Origin of the sequence: Umbribacter vaginalis (genome assembly GCA_001552935.1) — a bacterium.
In the GTDB taxonomy this organism is placed as follows: Bacteria; Actinomycetota; Coriobacteriia; order Coriobacteriales; family Eggerthellaceae; genus Berryella; species Berryella vaginalis.
The window spans coordinates 226,685-242,052 of the sequence record KQ959705.1; the positions used below are offsets into that span (position 1 = coordinate 226,685).

A 15,368-nucleotide genomic window follows, 5' to 3' on the forward strand; every position below is an offset into this window, starting at 1 on the left:
AATCATACCTCTATTACGCTTGCGAATTTATCGCGCCAACAGCCCCAACAGAAAACCGATGCCCATAGCGGCGGCCGAGAACAGCGCCGCGATGGCGATAAGCTTAACGTCGCGGCGAGCATTTTGCTGGTTGCGCATTTCAAGGCGCGCTTTTTCGGGAAAATACGAATATCCATACGACGAAATAACCACCATATTCCCGCGCCCGCCTTGCTTCAGGCTGAGCACTTTCAGGTCGATAAGCTCGGCTTGCAGGTCGTTGTCGGGACGATAGGGAAAGGCACACCGGAACAGCGGATCGGCATTCGCTTCTGCTAAAGAGCGTTCGTAATCGATAAGACGGTGGAGCTCGCGTTCTTGCGCAAGGTTAAGAGAAATCTTCACGTCAAACGCACCTTTCACATTTTGCTACGGCGTGGCAATACAGAATTCATTGCGCATTTTTGCGCGCGTTTTGTTGCTTCTAATACTATCAGCTTGCGCGCCGTTTTTCCGCCACAAATAGCTATCAGCACAAAATTTTTCAAGTGCATTGTTTTCGTGAGGAACGCTCCACGCGCTACTTTTTGGTAGCGTTTTTTGGTATAGCTATAAAGGTACATGTGCAGGTGCTTGGTATGCACCCGGCATAAAGCAGGTGCTTGGTATGCACCCGGCTGCGAAGAAAGGATTGTTATGAATATCGTTTTACCAGACCACTCCCAAAAAAATCTCCCCGAACACGCAAGCGTTTTTGACCTCGCGCAAAGCATTAGCCCTGCGTTGGCCAAAGCGGCGCTGGGCGGACAAGTGAACGGCGCTTTGGTTGACCTTTCGTGCGAATTGCACGACGGCGACGAAGTTACCATTCTTACTGATAAGTCGAAAGAAGCGCTTGACTTGCTGCGTCATTCCAGCGCGCACGTGCTTGCTCACGCGCTGAAAGATTTGTACGGCGATGTTAAATTTGGCGTCGGACCTGCGGTTGAGGGTGGATTTTACTACGATGTTGAACTTGACCACTCCATTTCAGTTGACGATTTGGAACACATCGAAGAGCGCATGGCTCAGCTGGTTCATGATGCGCTGCCGTTTAAGCGCGAGGTTGTGTCACGCGATGAAGCGCTTAAACTGTTCGCTGACCAGCCATTTAAGTGTGAGCTTATTCGCGAACTTCCTGAAAATGAAACCATTACTACCTACACGGTGGGAACGTTTCGCGATTTGTGTCGCGGTCCGCATGTTCCCGACACGTCAAAAATTGGCGCCTTTAAGCTGACGAAAGTTGCAGGTGCGTACTGGCGCGGCGATGCTGAAAACAAGCAGCTCCAGCGCATTTATGGCACGGCGTTTTTCAAGAAGCGCGACCTGGATTCGTACCTGACTACACTTGCGGAAGCTGAAAAGCGTGACCATCGCAAATTGGGCAAAGACTTGGGAATTTACATGATGAGCGACATGGCTGGTGCCGGTTTGCCGCTGTATCTTCCTAAAGGTGCGCAGGTCATTCGCATTCTTGAGTCGTGGCTGCGCAAAGAGCTGTACGCGCGCGGCTACAAAGAGGTTATAACGCCGCACATCTACAAGGCTGACGTGTGGAAAACCTCTGGTCACTACGATTTCTATCACGACAATATGTACTTCTTTAAAGTGAACGAAGGCACCGACGAGCAGCCGCGCTATTCCGAATACGGCGTGAAGCCTATGAATTGCCCAGGTCACGTAATGCTGTATGCCAATTCTATTCACTCGTACAAAGATTTGCCCGTGCGTTTCTTCGAGTTCGGTACCGTGTATCGTCACGAAATGAGTGGCGCTGTTCATGGACTTATGCGTGCGCGCGGCTTTACGCAAGATGATGCGCATTTGTTCTGTCGCAAAGATCAAATTGTTGACGAAGTGGCTGCCATTCTCGATTTGATGGACACCGTGATGTCGGAATTTGGCTTTACGTATGAAGCTGAAATTTCAACGCGTCCCGAAAAGTCGATTGGCTCGGATGCTATGTGGGAACAGGCAGAAACCGCGCTGAAAAAGGCGTGTGAATTGCGCAAACTTCCGTATGAAATAAACGAGGGTGATGGCGCGTTTTATGGTCCAAAAATTGATATCAAAGTGCGTGACGCTATTGGACGCATGTGGCAATGCTCAACGGTGCAGGTAGACTTCAATTTGCCTGAACGTTTTAACATTACGTATCGCAGTGCCGACAATACCGAAGAGCGTCCTTTCATGCTGCATCGCGCGCTGTTTGGGTCAATCGAGCGCTTCTTGGGCATTCTGATTGAGCATTACGCTGGTGCTTTGCCCTTGTGGCTTGCGCCAACGCAGGTTGTTATTTTGCCAATTGCCGACAGGCATAAGCAGGCGGCACACGACATTGCCAAACAGCTTACCGATCATGGTGGACGCGTGGAAGTGTACGAGCAAAACGAGCCGATGCGCATCAAAATTGCTAAAGCGCAAACAAGCAAAGTTCCTTACATGATTGTATTGGGCGACAAAGAGCTGGAAACGAACACCATTTCAGTTCGCGAACGCAGCGAGGGCGATTTGGGCTCGTGGCCTGTTGAAAAGCTTGCCGCCATTTTGCAGGCTGCGCAGAAATAGTGTGCCATACCGTGTGCGTATCATGATGAGCTGCGCGGCTTTAGTGTTGCAACTTAGCTGTTCACGCGATAAGTTGCGCAGCTTAGCTGGTCACTACTCAGTGACTGGCACAAGTTCACGTGTTGCAGCGGGGGTGTTGCGCTGCGAGCGGTTCCACACAAGAAGCTGCGCAGAAATAGTGCTTTATTACGGTACGTGCTTGATTTATGTTCCATATAAGATATATTGTAAGCAATTTACTTTATGAAAGATTGTATTCGCAGACGAGCTGGGCGAATACCAAACAAAGGAGAAAACATGGCTAGTTTAATTACATCAGCTGAATTTGATGAAAAGGTTTTAAAAGCAGACGGCGTTGTATTGGTTGACTTTTTTGCAACATGGTGTGGGCCATGCAAAATGATGTCACCTGTTGTTGATGAGATTGCTTCTGAAAATGAAGGCAAAGTAGCTGTCTACAAAATTGATATTGATCAGGCACCTGATGTTGCTCAAACCTATGGCGTTATGAGTGTTCCAACCTTTATTGCCTTTGAAGGAGGACAAGTAAAAGCTCAGTTAGTAGGTGCGCAGACTAAGAAAGCATTGCTTGATATTCTGTAATTTGCTTAAGCTATGTGTACTACACGAGTTGTATAGCACCTGTTGACCAATAGTGATAAAATGGCTCGTGTTTGTTGACCGCTCCAACGTTATCTCACTGGTGAGCATTTCCTAACACCTTACAAGTATGAGTTACGCTGAACGATCTTATAGGCTGTTTATAAGCCAAAATATGCCGCCACGCAGGATTATTCTTGCGTGGCTTCTTTAAGAGAGGAAGCGACAATCATGCCAGATGTGTTGGAAGCTATTATGCTTGTGTGTTTCGGTTTATCGTGGCCGCTCAATGCGTATAAGAATTATCGTGCGCGCACAGCCGCCGGAGCTAGTTGGCAATTTATTGCCCTTATTACCTTTGGATATTTTGCTGGCATCGCCGCAAAGCTTGTAGCTGGTTCCATTACATGGGTTCTTATTGTTTATTTATTGAACTTAGTTGCCCTTGCTGCTAACTGGATTGTGTATTTCCGTAACGTGAAATTGGATAAGCAAAAGCGCAATAAGCTTGAAGAAGCGTGGGTTGATCAGTTAAAGAAAGAACAAGCTGAATAAATAAACATAGCCAGCGCTATACTGCTTGGCGCATGTTCATGTGCGCTCGTTTTCGCAAACTATGCCGCACAATCGCCAACGTTCGCGCTCGCTTACGTATGGTGTTCACGCCCGTTACGATACGTGCGCCTGCTTACACGCTCCCATTTCAACATGCTGCGTTCTTAGTGCGCTGTTATTGCGTGTGAGGCACCCAGTTGTGTGTGCTGTACAAGGGTTTATCGTGCCACAACACAACACGCTTTTCAGAGAGTGTTCTTGGCACATCTATCAGACGTTGGTTTGATGATCCGCGAAATCGCAGCGTAATATCTTTTTTCGCTTCTATAAAAGGTCCGTCTACTAATATGTTAATGCATGACAGTATCTGGTTTGTAAATGGTGTGTGGCGCGGTGAGTGCTCGTCAATCAAATTTTCGTAAATATCGCCTGTATAAATCCAGATAGTTTTGTGTGGATACTGCGCATGCACCGCTTGCACCAGTGGCGCTATTCCTGCTTGATTAGCAGGCTCCATAGGCTCACCACCTAAGATGGTAAGCCCGTCCACGTAACGCGGCGCTAGGCTTTCTAAAATGGCATTGAGCGTTGCTTCAGTGAACTCTTCGCCGAACGAAAAATCCCACGTTTGTGGCTGAAAACAATGCGGGCAATGATGCGTGCAACCCGATACAAAAAGGGAAGTTCGCACTCCTTCGCCATTTGCAATATCAAAATATTTAATGGTGCCGAAGTGCATGAACTCCCCTTAGCTCTGATGCGCGGTACTAGTATTGTAAGGTACTCGTATGGTGGTGCGACCTTGGCGCAGGCGCGCGTCCAACTGGTGGTGCACCTTCACGTGCGGATCCTACGCGCCGTCATGTTAACGGCAGCACCTCCACCGTGGCAAGGCAGTTGGTTGCAGCGCTTTCAATGGCGGCTCCCAACTGCGGTACTTTCAGTTGCGGATTTCAACCGCGGTGTCTCCGTGCGCTATAAATGCAAAACGCGGTCGCGAATTTCTTCAGTACGCCCTTGGTTCCAGAACTGCGTTCCAATGTATCCGCAGGTACGGCGGGTTACATTCATCTTGTCTTGGTTGCGATTGCCGCATTGAGGGCACTCCCAGATAAGCTTTTTATCTTCCTCAATGATCTTAATTTCCCCATCGTAGCCGCATTCCTGACAATAGTCGCTTTTGGTGTTGAGCTCGGCATACATAATATGGTCATAGATAAATTGCAACACGCTAATAACGGCCTTTAAGTTGTCTTGCATATTAGGTACTTCAACATAGCTAATAGCTCCACCAGGCGAGAGCGACTGGAATGCACTCTCAAAGGCAAGTTTCTCGTAGGCACTAATTTCTTCGCGAACATTCACGTGATACGAGTTAGTAATATAGCCATGATCCGTTACATTTTTTATAATACCAAAACGACGCTGCAGTGCTTTAGCGAACTTGTAGGTTGTCGACTCAAGGGGCGTGCCGTAAATCGAAAAGTCGATATTGTGTGCTTTCTTCCAGCTTTCGCATTTATCGTTCATGTGCTGCATAATTTTAAGCGCAAAAGGCGTTGCTTCAGGGTCGGTATGGCTTTTACCGGTCAAGTAGTAAACGCATTCCTGCAGGCCAGCATAACCCAAGCTAATCGTTGAATAACCACCATAAAGTAGCTTATCGATTACTTCGCCTTTTTTCAGGCGTGCCAAAGCACCGTATTGCCATAAGATAGGTGCAACATCCGAGCGCGTGCCTTTTAAGCGGTTGTGACGCGCCATAAGTGCGCGGTGGCACAGTTCCAAGCGCTCATCGAAAATTTCCCAGAACTTATCGATGTCTCCGCCAGAAGAAAGCGCTACATCAGGCAAGTTAATGGTAACAACGCCCTGATTAAAGCGTCCGTAGTATTGCGGCTTTCCTTCTTCATTCACATACGGCGTCAGGAAGCTTCTGCAGCCCATCGGCGTGTAGCAATGACCTTCTCCGTTTTTGTCGATCTTGATTTTCTTCATGTACTTTTCAGAAACATAATCGGGCACCAGGCGCTTCGCGCTGCATTTTGCAGCCAGTTCAGTAAGGTAATAGTAAGGCTGGCCTTCCTCGATATTGTCGTCTTCAAGCACATAGATAAGCTTTGGAAACGCAGGTGAAATCCAAACGCCTTTCTCGTTTTTTACTCCTTGGAAGCGCTGGTTGAGCGTTTCTTCAATAATAAGTGCAAGGTCTTTTTTCTCCTGCTCATTTTTCGCTTCGTTGAGGTACATAAACACTGTTACAAAAGGCGCTTGGCCGTTGGTGGTCATGAGCGTAACTACCTGATATTGGATAGTTTGAACACCACGACGTATTTCTTCTCGAACACGTTTCTCAACAGCAGCCGTAAAGTTTTCATGCGAAGTTTCTACGCCCAGTTCACGCAGCTCATCGCGTAGTTCACCCGCTATACGTTCACGGCTAATTTGTACAAAGGGCGCTAAGTGCGTCAGTGAAATAGATTGTCCACCGTATTGACTTGATGCTACTTGCGCAATAATTTGCGTTGCGATGTTGCACGCTGTTGAAAAGCTGTGTGGCTTCTCGATAAGCGTATCCGAGATAACGGTGCCGTTTTGCAACATGTCTTCAAGATTTACGAGGTCACAGTTGTGCATGTGCTGCGCAAAATAGTCTGAATCGTGGAAGTGGATGATTCCTTCCTTGTGCGCTTGCACAATATCAGGATCAAGCAAGGTGCGCATGGTAAGGTCTTTCGACACTTCGCCTGCCATATAGTCGCGCTGTACCGAGCTAATAGTTGGGTTCTTGTTGGAGTTTTCTTGCTTTACTTCTTCGTTGTTGCATTCAATAAGCGCAAGGATGGTGTCGTCAGTTGTATTTTTGTGACGTTCTTCAGAACGTACATAGCGATAAATGATATATTTACGTGCCACTTCAAAGTGGTCAAGACGCATAATCTCATCTTCAACCATGTCTTGAATTTCTTCAACTTGTACCGTATGGCCTGCTTTTTCGCATAAATCGGCTACGTTTGCTGCGGCAAATCCTATTTCACGGTCGCTTAAACGCTGCTGTTCAGGTACTTCGTTATTTGCAGCCTGAATTGCGTTAACGATCTTTGTAAGGTCGAATTCCACTTCCGCGCCGTTGCGCTTAATGATTTTCATGAGCATTCTCCGTTATCGTTGTACGGGTAAGTATTACGTTTTGCTCGGGAGATAGGCGTCGCGCGATTCGAAGGGCACACAAACCAAGCATAAATGACTGATACAATAGTATTGTAAACAATCAAGAACAGCGCAAAAGTTACTCACATGCATATAGTATGCATGTGTAGGCGTAGCTCTTTGAATGGGTTTGCAGTGCGTGCATCGCGTAAGACGTATGTACCTTGCAACATGTGTATCATACTCCAATTCAGCACAAAGATGAGTGAGAAATTCCACAATATATTGTGGAATTTTCGTACATTTTATCTATAAATTGCGATTTTGCAGGTAGATGCGTTGTGATTTTTTCTGAACTGCGATTATAGGTAACACGTATTTTTTACACTCGCTTCACGTTTTTACGATAACGAAACATTTTATTCTCTATAATGGTTTCGTCTGTAAACATTGAGAGGAGCACGAAAACGCATGGACACATTTTTTAAGATTTCTGCCCGTCAGAGTACGCTGGGTACAGAAATTCTCGGTGGTCTTACCACCTTCCTTGCGATGGGCTACATTATTGCGGTGAACCCCATTATGATGCAAGTAGCTGGTATGCCATTTCAAGCAGCGCTTACCGCAACATGTTTTGGCGCGGCACTGATGACTATCATCATGGGTTTGGTAGCAAATCGTCCTGTAGCACTAGCATCTGGCATGGGTATAAACGCCATTGTTGCGTACAGCTTGTGCGAATCGCATGCACTTGGTGTTGATTGGCGCGTTGCGATGGGAGTTGTGTTCCTTGAAGGTATCGTTATTCTTATTTTGGTACTGTGCGGCTTGCGAAAAGCCATTATGGACGCCATCCCCGTAAATATTCGCCGCGCTATCGGCGTTGGCATTGGTTTGTTTGTGGCGTTTATCGGTCTTAAAGGCGGTGGCATCATCGCTTCAAGCCCTTCAACGTATTTGACGCTCGGACACTTAAGCTCGCCTGCGTGTATCGTGTCACTGGTGGCTATTGTGCTGGCGCTGGTGCTTGAAACTATCCACATGAAGGGCTCGCTTTTGATTTCAGTTATAGGCGCTACGATTGTAGGTATTCCGCTTGGCGTTACGAAATTGCCTGATCATTGGAACTTCGGGCTTGATTTTTCAAGCTTTGCGGCGCCGTTTCAAATTGACCCTGCGTCGGGAAGCATGGCACTTTTGGCAGTGCTTACCACGCCTGCTCTGTTGATGTTTGTGTTCTCGCTGTTGATGAGCGACTTTTTCGATACGATGGGCACGATTGTTGCTATTGGTGATCGTGCGGGCTTTGTTGATAAGCAAGGCAATGTTGAAGATGTTCAGTCGATTTTGACGATTGACTCGGTTGCCGCCGCTGTTGGTGGTTTTATGGGCGCAAGCTCGATTACTTCGTTTGCCGAGTCGACGGCGGGTGCCGCTGCTGGTGCGCGCACTGGTTTGTCGAGTATTGTTATCGGCGTGCTATTTGCTATCTTTGCGTTTTTTGCGCCTATCATCGGCATGGTAAGCGCTTCAGCTACCTGCGGCGCCTTGGTTATCGTGGGATTTTTGATGCTCAGTGGTATTCGTGAAATCGAGTGGGACCATCTTGAAACCGCATTTCCAGCGTTTATTACCATTATTGGAATTCCGCTTACGTACTCCATTACGAACGGCATCGGTTTTGGTTTTATTTCGTATTTGGTAGTAATGGCTGTTTTGGGTCGTATCCGTGAAATTAAACCGCTGATGTGGATTGCCGCTTTAGCATTTTTGCTTATGTTTGTTGTTAGCTAATACAAACGAAAAACGTATGGGCGTGTCACTGTTCTGAAATATTTATAAGAGGTATAAAAAACCCACCTCGTGCGGATGCATGAGGTGGGTTTTGTGGTTTACCAGTGGGTTGGGCTTTGCAACATATATTGGCAGGTGGTGTAACTGGCAGATGCCGCAGTGCGTTTGCGTTTGTGTTCCAGATATCGTGCTTGTGTTACAGGTACTGCGCTAGCGCGTTACACCATGTTGTTAGCGTTCTACAGCGCACTCGTTATCGTACGTTGTAATGTCTTACGCAAGAAGTGAGCCAAGGCGCATACACTCTGCTGATGCTTCCTCATCGGGATAGTCTTTTGCGATCAGTGAATCAACAACATTCACTCCAGCATTTTCAGCGCGCTGTTCCCACAACTCCATCCATTCGCCATCATTCCAGTCGTATGACCCAAACAGAGCAACTTTTTTATCGCCAAGCAGTGGTTCGACTTCATCATACATAGGAGCAAATTCGCTATCCTCAAGATCTTCGTCACCCATAGCAGGGCAACCAAACGCGATTGCGTCAAATTCTTTCAAGCGCGATGCATCAAAATCACTCGCTTGAATGATAGTAGGCTCGCCACCTTTGGCAGAAACGCCCTGCGCCACTAAATCGGCCATGGCTTCGGTATTTCCTGTGCCGCTCCAATATACAATAGCAACTTTACTCATAACATACTCCTTACTCATGTCGCGCCACGTGAGCTGTGGTGCATAAATTGTATAAGCAAGGCTTTTCCATTGGCGCTTGTATGCTCAGTGAGCAGCATACGCGCTGGTTGTGCGCTCGAAACACCACAAGGACAAGCCATAAACTGCGATGCATGGTGCCTAACGTTTATCTGTTGCACGTATAGTGAGCGGCAGTAATAATCAATTTGCCTGCTCATTTATCTGCGCACCAGCATTTTGCACGCACCGCATTGCACGAAGCGAATACTGTTCGCTTACTTTGTACAATAAATCGGTGCTAACTTAATGAAAATTATCCGCTGTGTCAATACATAACAAAAATTCCACGAATCTCTGTTCAAAATTTGTCCTTAGTGGTAAGGTCGTGCAAAATAGCAAAAGTATCACACTTTCAAATTCTCGCTTCATTTCATATAAAAATACAATAAGCTACTCAGTAAGGTAAAATGAGAGGAGATTGGTATGGCAGAAGAACTAACTCAAAACGAGGATACAAAGGTTTTTAATCCTGAAACAGATATTATAGATGTTGCTGTTATTGGTGCTGGCCCTGCAGGGTTAACAGCAGGGCTGTATGCTACGCGTGCAGGACGAAATGTTGTGGTGTTTGAAGAAATTGCACCAGGTGGACAGCTTGCTAAAACAGAAATCATCGAGAATTACCCTGGCTTTCCTGAGGGATGTGGTGGATTTGAGCTTGCATGGAATATGAAACAGCAAGCGGAACATTTTGGTGCTATCGTTAAAACCGATGGCATAACTGCCGTTAATTTCGAAGGTGACATCAAGCGTTTAATAGGTGCTTCGGGCGTCGAGTATAAAGCACATAACGTTATTATTGCCTCAGGTGCACGTCCGCGTAATTTAGGCATTGCGCGCGAGGAAGAGCTGCGCGGTAAGGGCGTTTCGTATTGTGCTACGTGCGATGGTAATTTCTTCCGCAATAAAACGGTGGTTGTTGTAGGCGGAGGCGATACGGCTGCAGCTGATGCTATTTATCTGTCGCGCATTTGCGAGAAGGTGTATTTGGTGCACCGTCGCGATCAGTTACGGGCTACGCAGGTGTATCACCAGCGTCTTGCCGATTTATCGAACGTTGAGTTTGTGTGGAATAGCGTTTCAAAGGAGTTCCTCGTAGGCGAAAACGGCTTAGTGTCGGGTCTTGTTGTTGAAAACAAACTTACGGGCGAGCAGCGTACTCTTGAGGCGTCAGGCGTTTTTGTGGCTGTTGGCATGCTTCCTAATACGGAATTTTTGAAGGGCGCGGTTGCATGTGATGAGCGCGGCTACATTATTGCTGATGAGCATGGCACAACGAATGTGGAAGGTGTATTTGCAGCAGGCGACGTTCGCACGAAAACGCTGCGTCAGGTATCGACGGCTATTGCCGATGGAGCGCAAACCGCAGAATTGGCAGCTGAGCGTTAAGACGCAGGCGTAGAGTGTTACAGGTTAAGTGAGGTAAAAGCATATGCAAGAAGTAAGCATGCGCGCGAAATTAGAAAAAATTGTTGCTGCGTATGAAGAGTTGCAGCAAAAAATGGGTGATCCGGCTGTTCTTGCCGATCAAAAGGAATATAACCGCCTTGCGAAAGAATACGCAAATCAAGGGCCGCTTGTGGAGCAGGCGCGCTCGTATATTCAGGCAGAAGACGACTTAAAAGCTGCAAAAGAGATGCTTGCTGATCCTGATATGAAAGAGTTTGCGCAAGAGGAAATTGCGCGCATCGAGCAGCGTTTGCCTCGTATTGAAGAAGACATCAAATTCATGCTTATTCCGGTTGATCCGGCCGATGAAAAGGACATTATCGTTGAAATTCGCGCGGGCGCGGGTGGCGATGAGGCGGGCATTTTTGCAGGTGACCTTTTTAAGATGTACGAGCGTTTTGCCCAGGAAAAACACTGGAAAATTGAGCTTTTGGACGTGTCGCCTTGCGATGCGGGCGGTTACAAAGAAATTCAGTTCAAGGTAAAAGGTGACCACGTGTATTCGGTTATGAAGTTTGAATCGGGTGTGCATCGTGTGCAGCGCGTTCCTAAAACAGAAAGTCAGGGGCGCATTCATACATCAACGGCAACGGTTGCGGTGCTTCCTGAGGCCGATGAAGTGGAAGTTGAAATTAATCCGAGCGACCTACGAATTGATGTGTATCGCGCTGGAGGTCCTGGTGGACAGTGCGTTAACACTACCGACTCGGCAGTGCGCATTACACATATTCCTAGTGGTTTAGTAGTACAATCGCAAGATCAAAAATCGCAGCTCCAAAACAAAATTGCAGCGATGGCGGTTTTGCGTGCGCGCTTATACGATAAAATGCTGGCTGAACAGCAGGCCGCTGAAGGTCAGGAGCGTCGCAATCAAATTGGCACGGGTGATCGTTCGGAAAAAATTCGTACGTACAATGCCCCGCAAGATCGCGTGACGGATCATCGTATCGGCTACAACGGAACGTATAACGGCGTGTTGTTGAGTGCGGGCGGCGCGGGCTTAGGCGAGCTGATTGTTGCGTTGCAGGCGGCCGATCGCGCAAAGAAACTGGAATCGTGCGTGTAGTGTGCGCGTGTGTGGAGTGAGTGGAATGAGTGTGTGTGGAGTGAGTGTGTGGAGTGAGTAACACCGTTGCGCAAGCGCTTTCGCAGGTAGAACACGAAATTGCGCGCGCGTGTCCACATGCTCAGGCGAAAAGCGAAGCCCGCTTGTTGCTTGCTTGGGCGTGCAACATTGACAGCACGCGTGTGCCGTGCGAAATGGAGCGGGTGGTGTCGCCCGATGAGGACGCGCGCTTACAGCAGGTGCGGGCGTTGCGCGTGCAGGGTGTTCCCGTGCAATACTGTACAGGGAAGGCGAATTTTCGCTACTTGACGCTTGATATTACGCCACAGGTGCTTATTCCGCGTCCTGAAACCGAGCTGTTGGTAGACGAAGTACTTGATGCGTGCAAATCGTTTGATGCGCACGTTGAAGGTGCTGCGGTGCAGCAGACGCCGCTCGTAATGGCGCATGATGTTCTTGATGAGGGATGCGACCAACACGTAGCGCAGCATGACGCGCAGTACGCCCAGTATGCTTCTGGTGCTACTGTTTCGCCAAATGGTGCGCTCGGTTCGCACAGCAGCACGTGCCCCCAAGCCCTTTCGGGTACATCTTCTTGCCATGAAGCTTCTTGCAATGAAACCCCGTCCCATGAAGCCTCTGCCCATGAAACCCCGCGCTATACCATCGTAGATATGTGCACCGGCTCAGGCTGCATTGGGTTGTCACTCGCGTATGAAAATCCGCACGTGCGCGTGCTGGCATGCGACATTTCTGCTGACGCGCTGCGCTGTGCGGCTCATAATGCGCAAACGCTGCATCTGGATGATCGTTTTTTGTGCTTTCAGGGTAACCTTGGAGAAGCACTTCGTGATGTTTTAAGTAAAACGCCTGATAATTCGCTTAAATTGCAGCCTGGCATGATTGATTGCGTGGTATCGAACCCGCCGTACATTCCTCATGCGGAAATGGCAACGCTGCCCTCTGACGTGCGCAATTTCGAACCCGTGCTGGCACTTGACGGCGGTGCTGATGGCCTTTCTGTGTTTTATCGTTTAGCGCCGTGGAGCTTGCAGGTGTTGAAACCAGGCGGTATGTTTGCGTGCGAACTACATGAAACCTGTTTAGAGCAAGCGCAGAACTTTGCGCGCTCGGCTGGTTTTGAGCGCGTGTCAATACGTCACGATTTAGCAGGTAAGCCGCGCATTTTGAAGGCCTACAAGCCCATTGCCAGTCCATCTGTGTAACGCGTCTTTACGCAGATAAATAGCATAAAGTTTTGTGTTTGACGGACTGTATTGAATAAAGCCCCTTACCATTGGGATGAGCAAGGGGCAGAAGAATAACGTAACATTATACGTACACCAAAGAGTATGCGCGTTTAATCCTGCAAATGTGCAACAGCGTATTTAGCTTCAGATGCAGTAAATCTTTCGCCGTATTTGGAAACTAGTTGGTCATAGATGCGTGCTTTAGACATATGCATGTTGTCTTGATGTTTTCTGGCTGTGATTAAGGCATTTGCATTCCAGTCTACCTTGAGGTGGTCGATTGCATATTGTGCGTCTTTAGCATCAAATTTCTCGCCGTATTTAGATGTTAGCTGGTCATAAATACGCTGTTTAGATAGGTGTAGAGCGCTGGCATATTTTTCTGCTTGAATTAATGCATTTGTTTGCGAAATAGTTGGTTTTGGGCCTTTTGAAAAGGAAACACTTATATAATCTCCCTCACGTATTTGCTTATCTGCGGGTGTACTTTGTGTAATGTATTTACCAGCTGGAACTGAATCTGAAAATTCTTCTTTAAAGGTACAATGTACTTTGTTTTCTTGACACCATTTGTTTATATCATCTTGCGTCATAGCGCTAAAATCGATGACACTTACTTTTGGTCGAGTATCTTCTTTTACGGGCTGATACACTTTCTCAGTCTTTGGTGGAGTGGTGGTTTTCTTTACCGGTTGTGGAGTATCAATTTTCATATTTCCAAGATAGAAAAGTATAACTGCCACTATCACAATCCAAAACCAAGCACGTCTGTAAAATGGCTCTTTATTTTTTTTCGTGTCGGGTGTTGTATTAGAAATATCAGGCGTTGCACTAGAAGGACGTTGGGGTTTTCCATTTTTGTCTTGGTCTGACATCAGTAAGCTCCTTCTTTTGATAAGTGAAAAAATCATTTCTTTAATAATCTATATAAAATAATTTAGTAATGCAAGTTTAAAGATAACTATAAGCGCCACTGAATGGGGGTGCAGCCGTGTTCTTGCAAGAATGCGTTTGCTTGTGAAAAGGGACGCGAGCCGCGAAACGGACGATAGGTGTCGCTTGCGCTTTGCCGTGCGGCAAGGGGAGAAGGGTGCTTCGCGCGCAAAACGAGAACGTGGGTTTTCTGAACAGGCGCGCTGTTCGCAGGCTGAGAGCATGCAACATTCCACAATTCGCATGCCGCGTGTTCGCGTGAAGGCGCATCCGCGTATGGCGGCACGTCACTGCGCCGTGCATGCAGTGTTTTCAGTGCATCGTTGCACATTTCGTTTGCGAAATTTCCCCAACAACACACTACTTTTGGCTGTTTCTGTACCAACGCGCACCGAAGAATTGCCTCGGTAACAGCGTGCCAACCAAGATTTTTGTGGCTATTCGCATAACCACGTTTCACACTCAGCGATGCATTCAAAAGCAGCACACCTTGGTGTGCCCACGGCTCCAAATTTCCCTGTGTCGGAAGTGGCAGCTCAAGGTCGTCGTGCAATTCCTTAAAAATGTTGCGCAGCGACGGCGGTACGCGCACGCCCGGATGCACCGAAAATGCCAAACCATTTGCTTGACGTTCGCCATGGTAGGGGTCTTGCCCGATAATGATTACTTTTACCTGCTCAGGAGCACACATTTCCAGTGCTGCAAAACGTTTCGCTTCAGGCGGACAGATTATAACGTCCGCATCCATTTGTTGATGAATAGCGGTATTGATCTGCGATAATCGGTTTATAACATGCTGTTTGTCGCTATCGAGCAAGCACGAAAACCACGCTTGTGGTATTTGAGTATCACAGGTCATGCAATTCTCCTTTAACGCGTAAGTTTCAATACGTAACCAGGTGGGAAGCATACAGACAGAGAACTCTCCAGGCAGAGAACTCTCCAGGCAGAGAACTCCACAGGCATAGTATAGCAAGACGTATCCAGTGATGTTGAATCGGGCATGCCGTTTCTGCTTGCTTGTGAACGTGCATTCAAGTTTGCTTGTGCACGTGCACTCAATTGCGTACATTTCCGCACACCGTTTAATCCGTAAAACTTATGCACTCTTGTTTAATTTTCTAATCTGCTTTTATTACGACACTGAGTGTGCGATAATTCAACATTGATATGCGGGTGGTGCTTGTATGCACGCGCCTTTGCACATGGCGGGCATTACACGCCCTTAA

The 15,368-nt window shown here is 47.5% G+C and carries 13 protein-coding genes; 7 read left to right on the top strand and 6 right to left on the bottom strand.

The genetic code is table 11. The features are described 5' to 3' along the window. Positions 1-27: 27 nt before the first annotated feature. Positions 28-384, bottom strand: coding sequence for a hypothetical protein (locus HMPREF3190_RS05685; protein ID WP_066781333.1), 357 nt, complete (start codon positions 382-384; stop codon positions 28-30). Between the two features lie 291 nt (positions 385-675). On the opposite strand from HMPREF3190_RS05685, the gene thrS reads away from it, so the two are divergent. The 3 genes from thrS (at position 676) to HMPREF3190_RS05705 (ending at position 3,744) form a co-directional block, all read left to right on the top strand. Beyond that, positions 676-2,589, top strand: a complete 1,914-nt coding sequence (thrS, locus tag HMPREF3190_RS05695) for a threonine--tRNA ligase (RefSeq protein WP_066781204.1) — start codon at positions 676-678, stop codon at positions 2,587-2,589. Positions 2,590-2,886: 297 nt separating this feature from the next. Then, positions 2,887-3,192, top strand: coding sequence for a thioredoxin (trxA, locus tag HMPREF3190_RS05700; RefSeq protein WP_066781206.1), 306 nt, complete (start codon positions 2,887-2,889; stop codon positions 3,190-3,192). Between the two features lie 228 nt (positions 3,193-3,420). Next, the gene (locus HMPREF3190_RS05705) at positions 3,421-3,744 is read left to right on the top strand and encodes a hypothetical protein (RefSeq protein ID WP_066781208.1); all 324 of its coding nucleotides are present in this window, start codon (positions 3,421-3,423) and stop codon (positions 3,742-3,744) included. Between the two features lie 175 nt (positions 3,745-3,919). On the opposite strand, the gene nrdG is transcribed toward HMPREF3190_RS05705, so the two are convergent. Together nrdG and nrdD are read right to left on the bottom strand one after the other, a co-directional pair. Further along, positions 3,920-4,483: an anaerobic ribonucleoside-triphosphate reductase activating protein gene (gene nrdG, locus HMPREF3190_RS05710; RefSeq protein ID WP_066781213.1), complete on the bottom strand. Its 564-nt coding sequence runs from the start codon at positions 4,481-4,483 to the stop codon at positions 3,920-3,922. Between the two features lie 236 nt (positions 4,484-4,719). After that, the gene (gene nrdD, locus HMPREF3190_RS05715) at positions 4,720-6,894 is read right to left on the bottom strand and encodes an anaerobic ribonucleoside-triphosphate reductase (RefSeq protein WP_066781215.1); all 2,175 of its coding nucleotides are present in this window, start codon (positions 6,892-6,894) and stop codon (positions 4,720-4,722) included. 471 nt (positions 6,895-7,365) lie between these two features. On the opposite strand from nrdD, the gene HMPREF3190_RS05720 reads away from it, so the two are divergent. Further along, complete coding sequence (locus HMPREF3190_RS05720; RefSeq protein ID WP_066781217.1) at positions 7,366-8,688, top strand: NCS2 family permease; 1,323 nt, start codon at positions 7,366-7,368, stop codon at positions 8,686-8,688. Between the two features lie 273 nt (positions 8,689-8,961). Here the strand turns inward: HMPREF3190_RS05720 and HMPREF3190_RS05725 are convergent, their stop codons facing one another. Beyond that, a complete protein-coding gene (locus HMPREF3190_RS05725; protein WP_066781220.1) occupies positions 8,962-9,381 on the bottom strand; it encodes a flavodoxin in 420 nt (139 codons plus the stop codon). A 483-nt stretch (positions 9,382-9,864) separates the two neighbouring features. On the opposite strand from HMPREF3190_RS05725, the gene trxB reads away from it, so the two are divergent. The 3 genes from trxB to HMPREF3190_RS05740 are packed head-to-tail and all read left to right on the top strand — an operon-like array spanning position 9,865 to position 13,182. Next, positions 9,865-10,830 (top strand): thioredoxin-disulfide reductase, encoded by a 966-nt coding sequence (gene trxB, locus HMPREF3190_RS05730; protein ID WP_066781222.1) that lies wholly within the window; start codon positions 9,865-9,867, stop codon positions 10,828-10,830. 58 nt (positions 10,831-10,888) lie between these two features. Further along, positions 10,889-11,956, top strand: a complete 1,068-nt coding sequence (gene prfA / locus HMPREF3190_RS05735) for a peptide chain release factor 1 (protein WP_066781335.1) — start codon at positions 10,889-10,891, stop codon at positions 11,954-11,956. Positions 11,957-12,009: 53 nt separating this feature from the next. Continuing rightward, positions 12,010-13,182, top strand: a complete 1,173-nt coding sequence (locus HMPREF3190_RS05740) for a N5-glutamine methyltransferase family protein (RefSeq protein WP_066781224.1) — start codon at positions 12,010-12,012, stop codon at positions 13,180-13,182. Between the two features lie 134 nt (positions 13,183-13,316). Here the strand turns inward: HMPREF3190_RS05740 and HMPREF3190_RS07680 are convergent, their stop codons facing one another. Beyond that, complete coding sequence (locus tag HMPREF3190_RS07680; protein WP_066781230.1) at positions 13,317-14,081, bottom strand: Ltp family lipoprotein; 765 nt, start codon at positions 14,079-14,081, stop codon at positions 13,317-13,319. A gap of 86 nt (positions 14,082-14,167) precedes the next feature. Further along, complete coding sequence (locus HMPREF3190_RS05750) at positions 14,168-14,998, bottom strand: uracil-DNA glycosylase (RefSeq protein WP_066781232.1); 831 nt, start codon at positions 14,996-14,998, stop codon at positions 14,168-14,170. Positions 14,999-15,368 lie beyond the last annotated feature (370 nt).

What these genes read in the sequence shown, in the direction of transcription:
- thrS (WP_066781204.1), top strand. Translation starts at nt 676, where the DNA reads ATGAATATCGTTTTACCAGACCACTCCCAAAAAAATCTCCCCGAACAC.
- trxA (WP_066781206.1), top strand. Translation starts at nt 2,887, where the DNA reads ATGGCTAGTTTAATTACATCAGCTGAATTTGATGAAAAGGTTTTAAAA.
- HMPREF3190_RS05705 (WP_066781208.1), top strand. Translation starts at nt 3,421, where the DNA reads ATGCCAGATGTGTTGGAAGCTATTATGCTTGTGTGTTTCGGTTTATCG.
- nrdG (WP_066781213.1), bottom strand. Translation starts at nt 4,483, where the DNA reads ATGCACTTCGGCACCATTAAATATTTTGATATTGCAAATGGCGAAGGA.
- nrdD (WP_066781215.1), bottom strand. Translation starts at nt 6,894, where the DNA reads ATGAAAATCATTAAGCGCAACGGCGCGGAAGTGGAATTCGACCTTACA.
- HMPREF3190_RS05720 (WP_066781217.1), top strand. Translation starts at nt 7,366, where the DNA reads ATGGACACATTTTTTAAGATTTCTGCCCGTCAGAGTACGCTGGGTACA.
- HMPREF3190_RS05725 (WP_066781220.1), bottom strand. Translation starts at nt 9,381, where the DNA reads ATGAGTAAAGTTGCTATTGTATATTGGAGCGGCACAGGAAATACCGAA.
- trxB (WP_066781222.1), top strand. Translation starts at nt 9,865, where the DNA reads ATGGCAGAAGAACTAACTCAAAACGAGGATACAAAGGTTTTTAATCCT.
- prfA (WP_066781335.1), top strand. Translation starts at nt 10,889, where the DNA reads ATGCGCGCGAAATTAGAAAAAATTGTTGCTGCGTATGAAGAGTTGCAG.
- HMPREF3190_RS07680 (WP_066781230.1), bottom strand. Translation starts at nt 14,081, where the DNA reads ATGTCAGACCAAGACAAAAATGGAAAACCCCAACGTCCTTCTAGTGCA.
- HMPREF3190_RS05750 (WP_066781232.1), bottom strand. Translation starts at nt 14,998, where the DNA reads ATGACCTGTGATACTCAAATACCACAAGCGTGGTTTTCGTGCTTGCTC.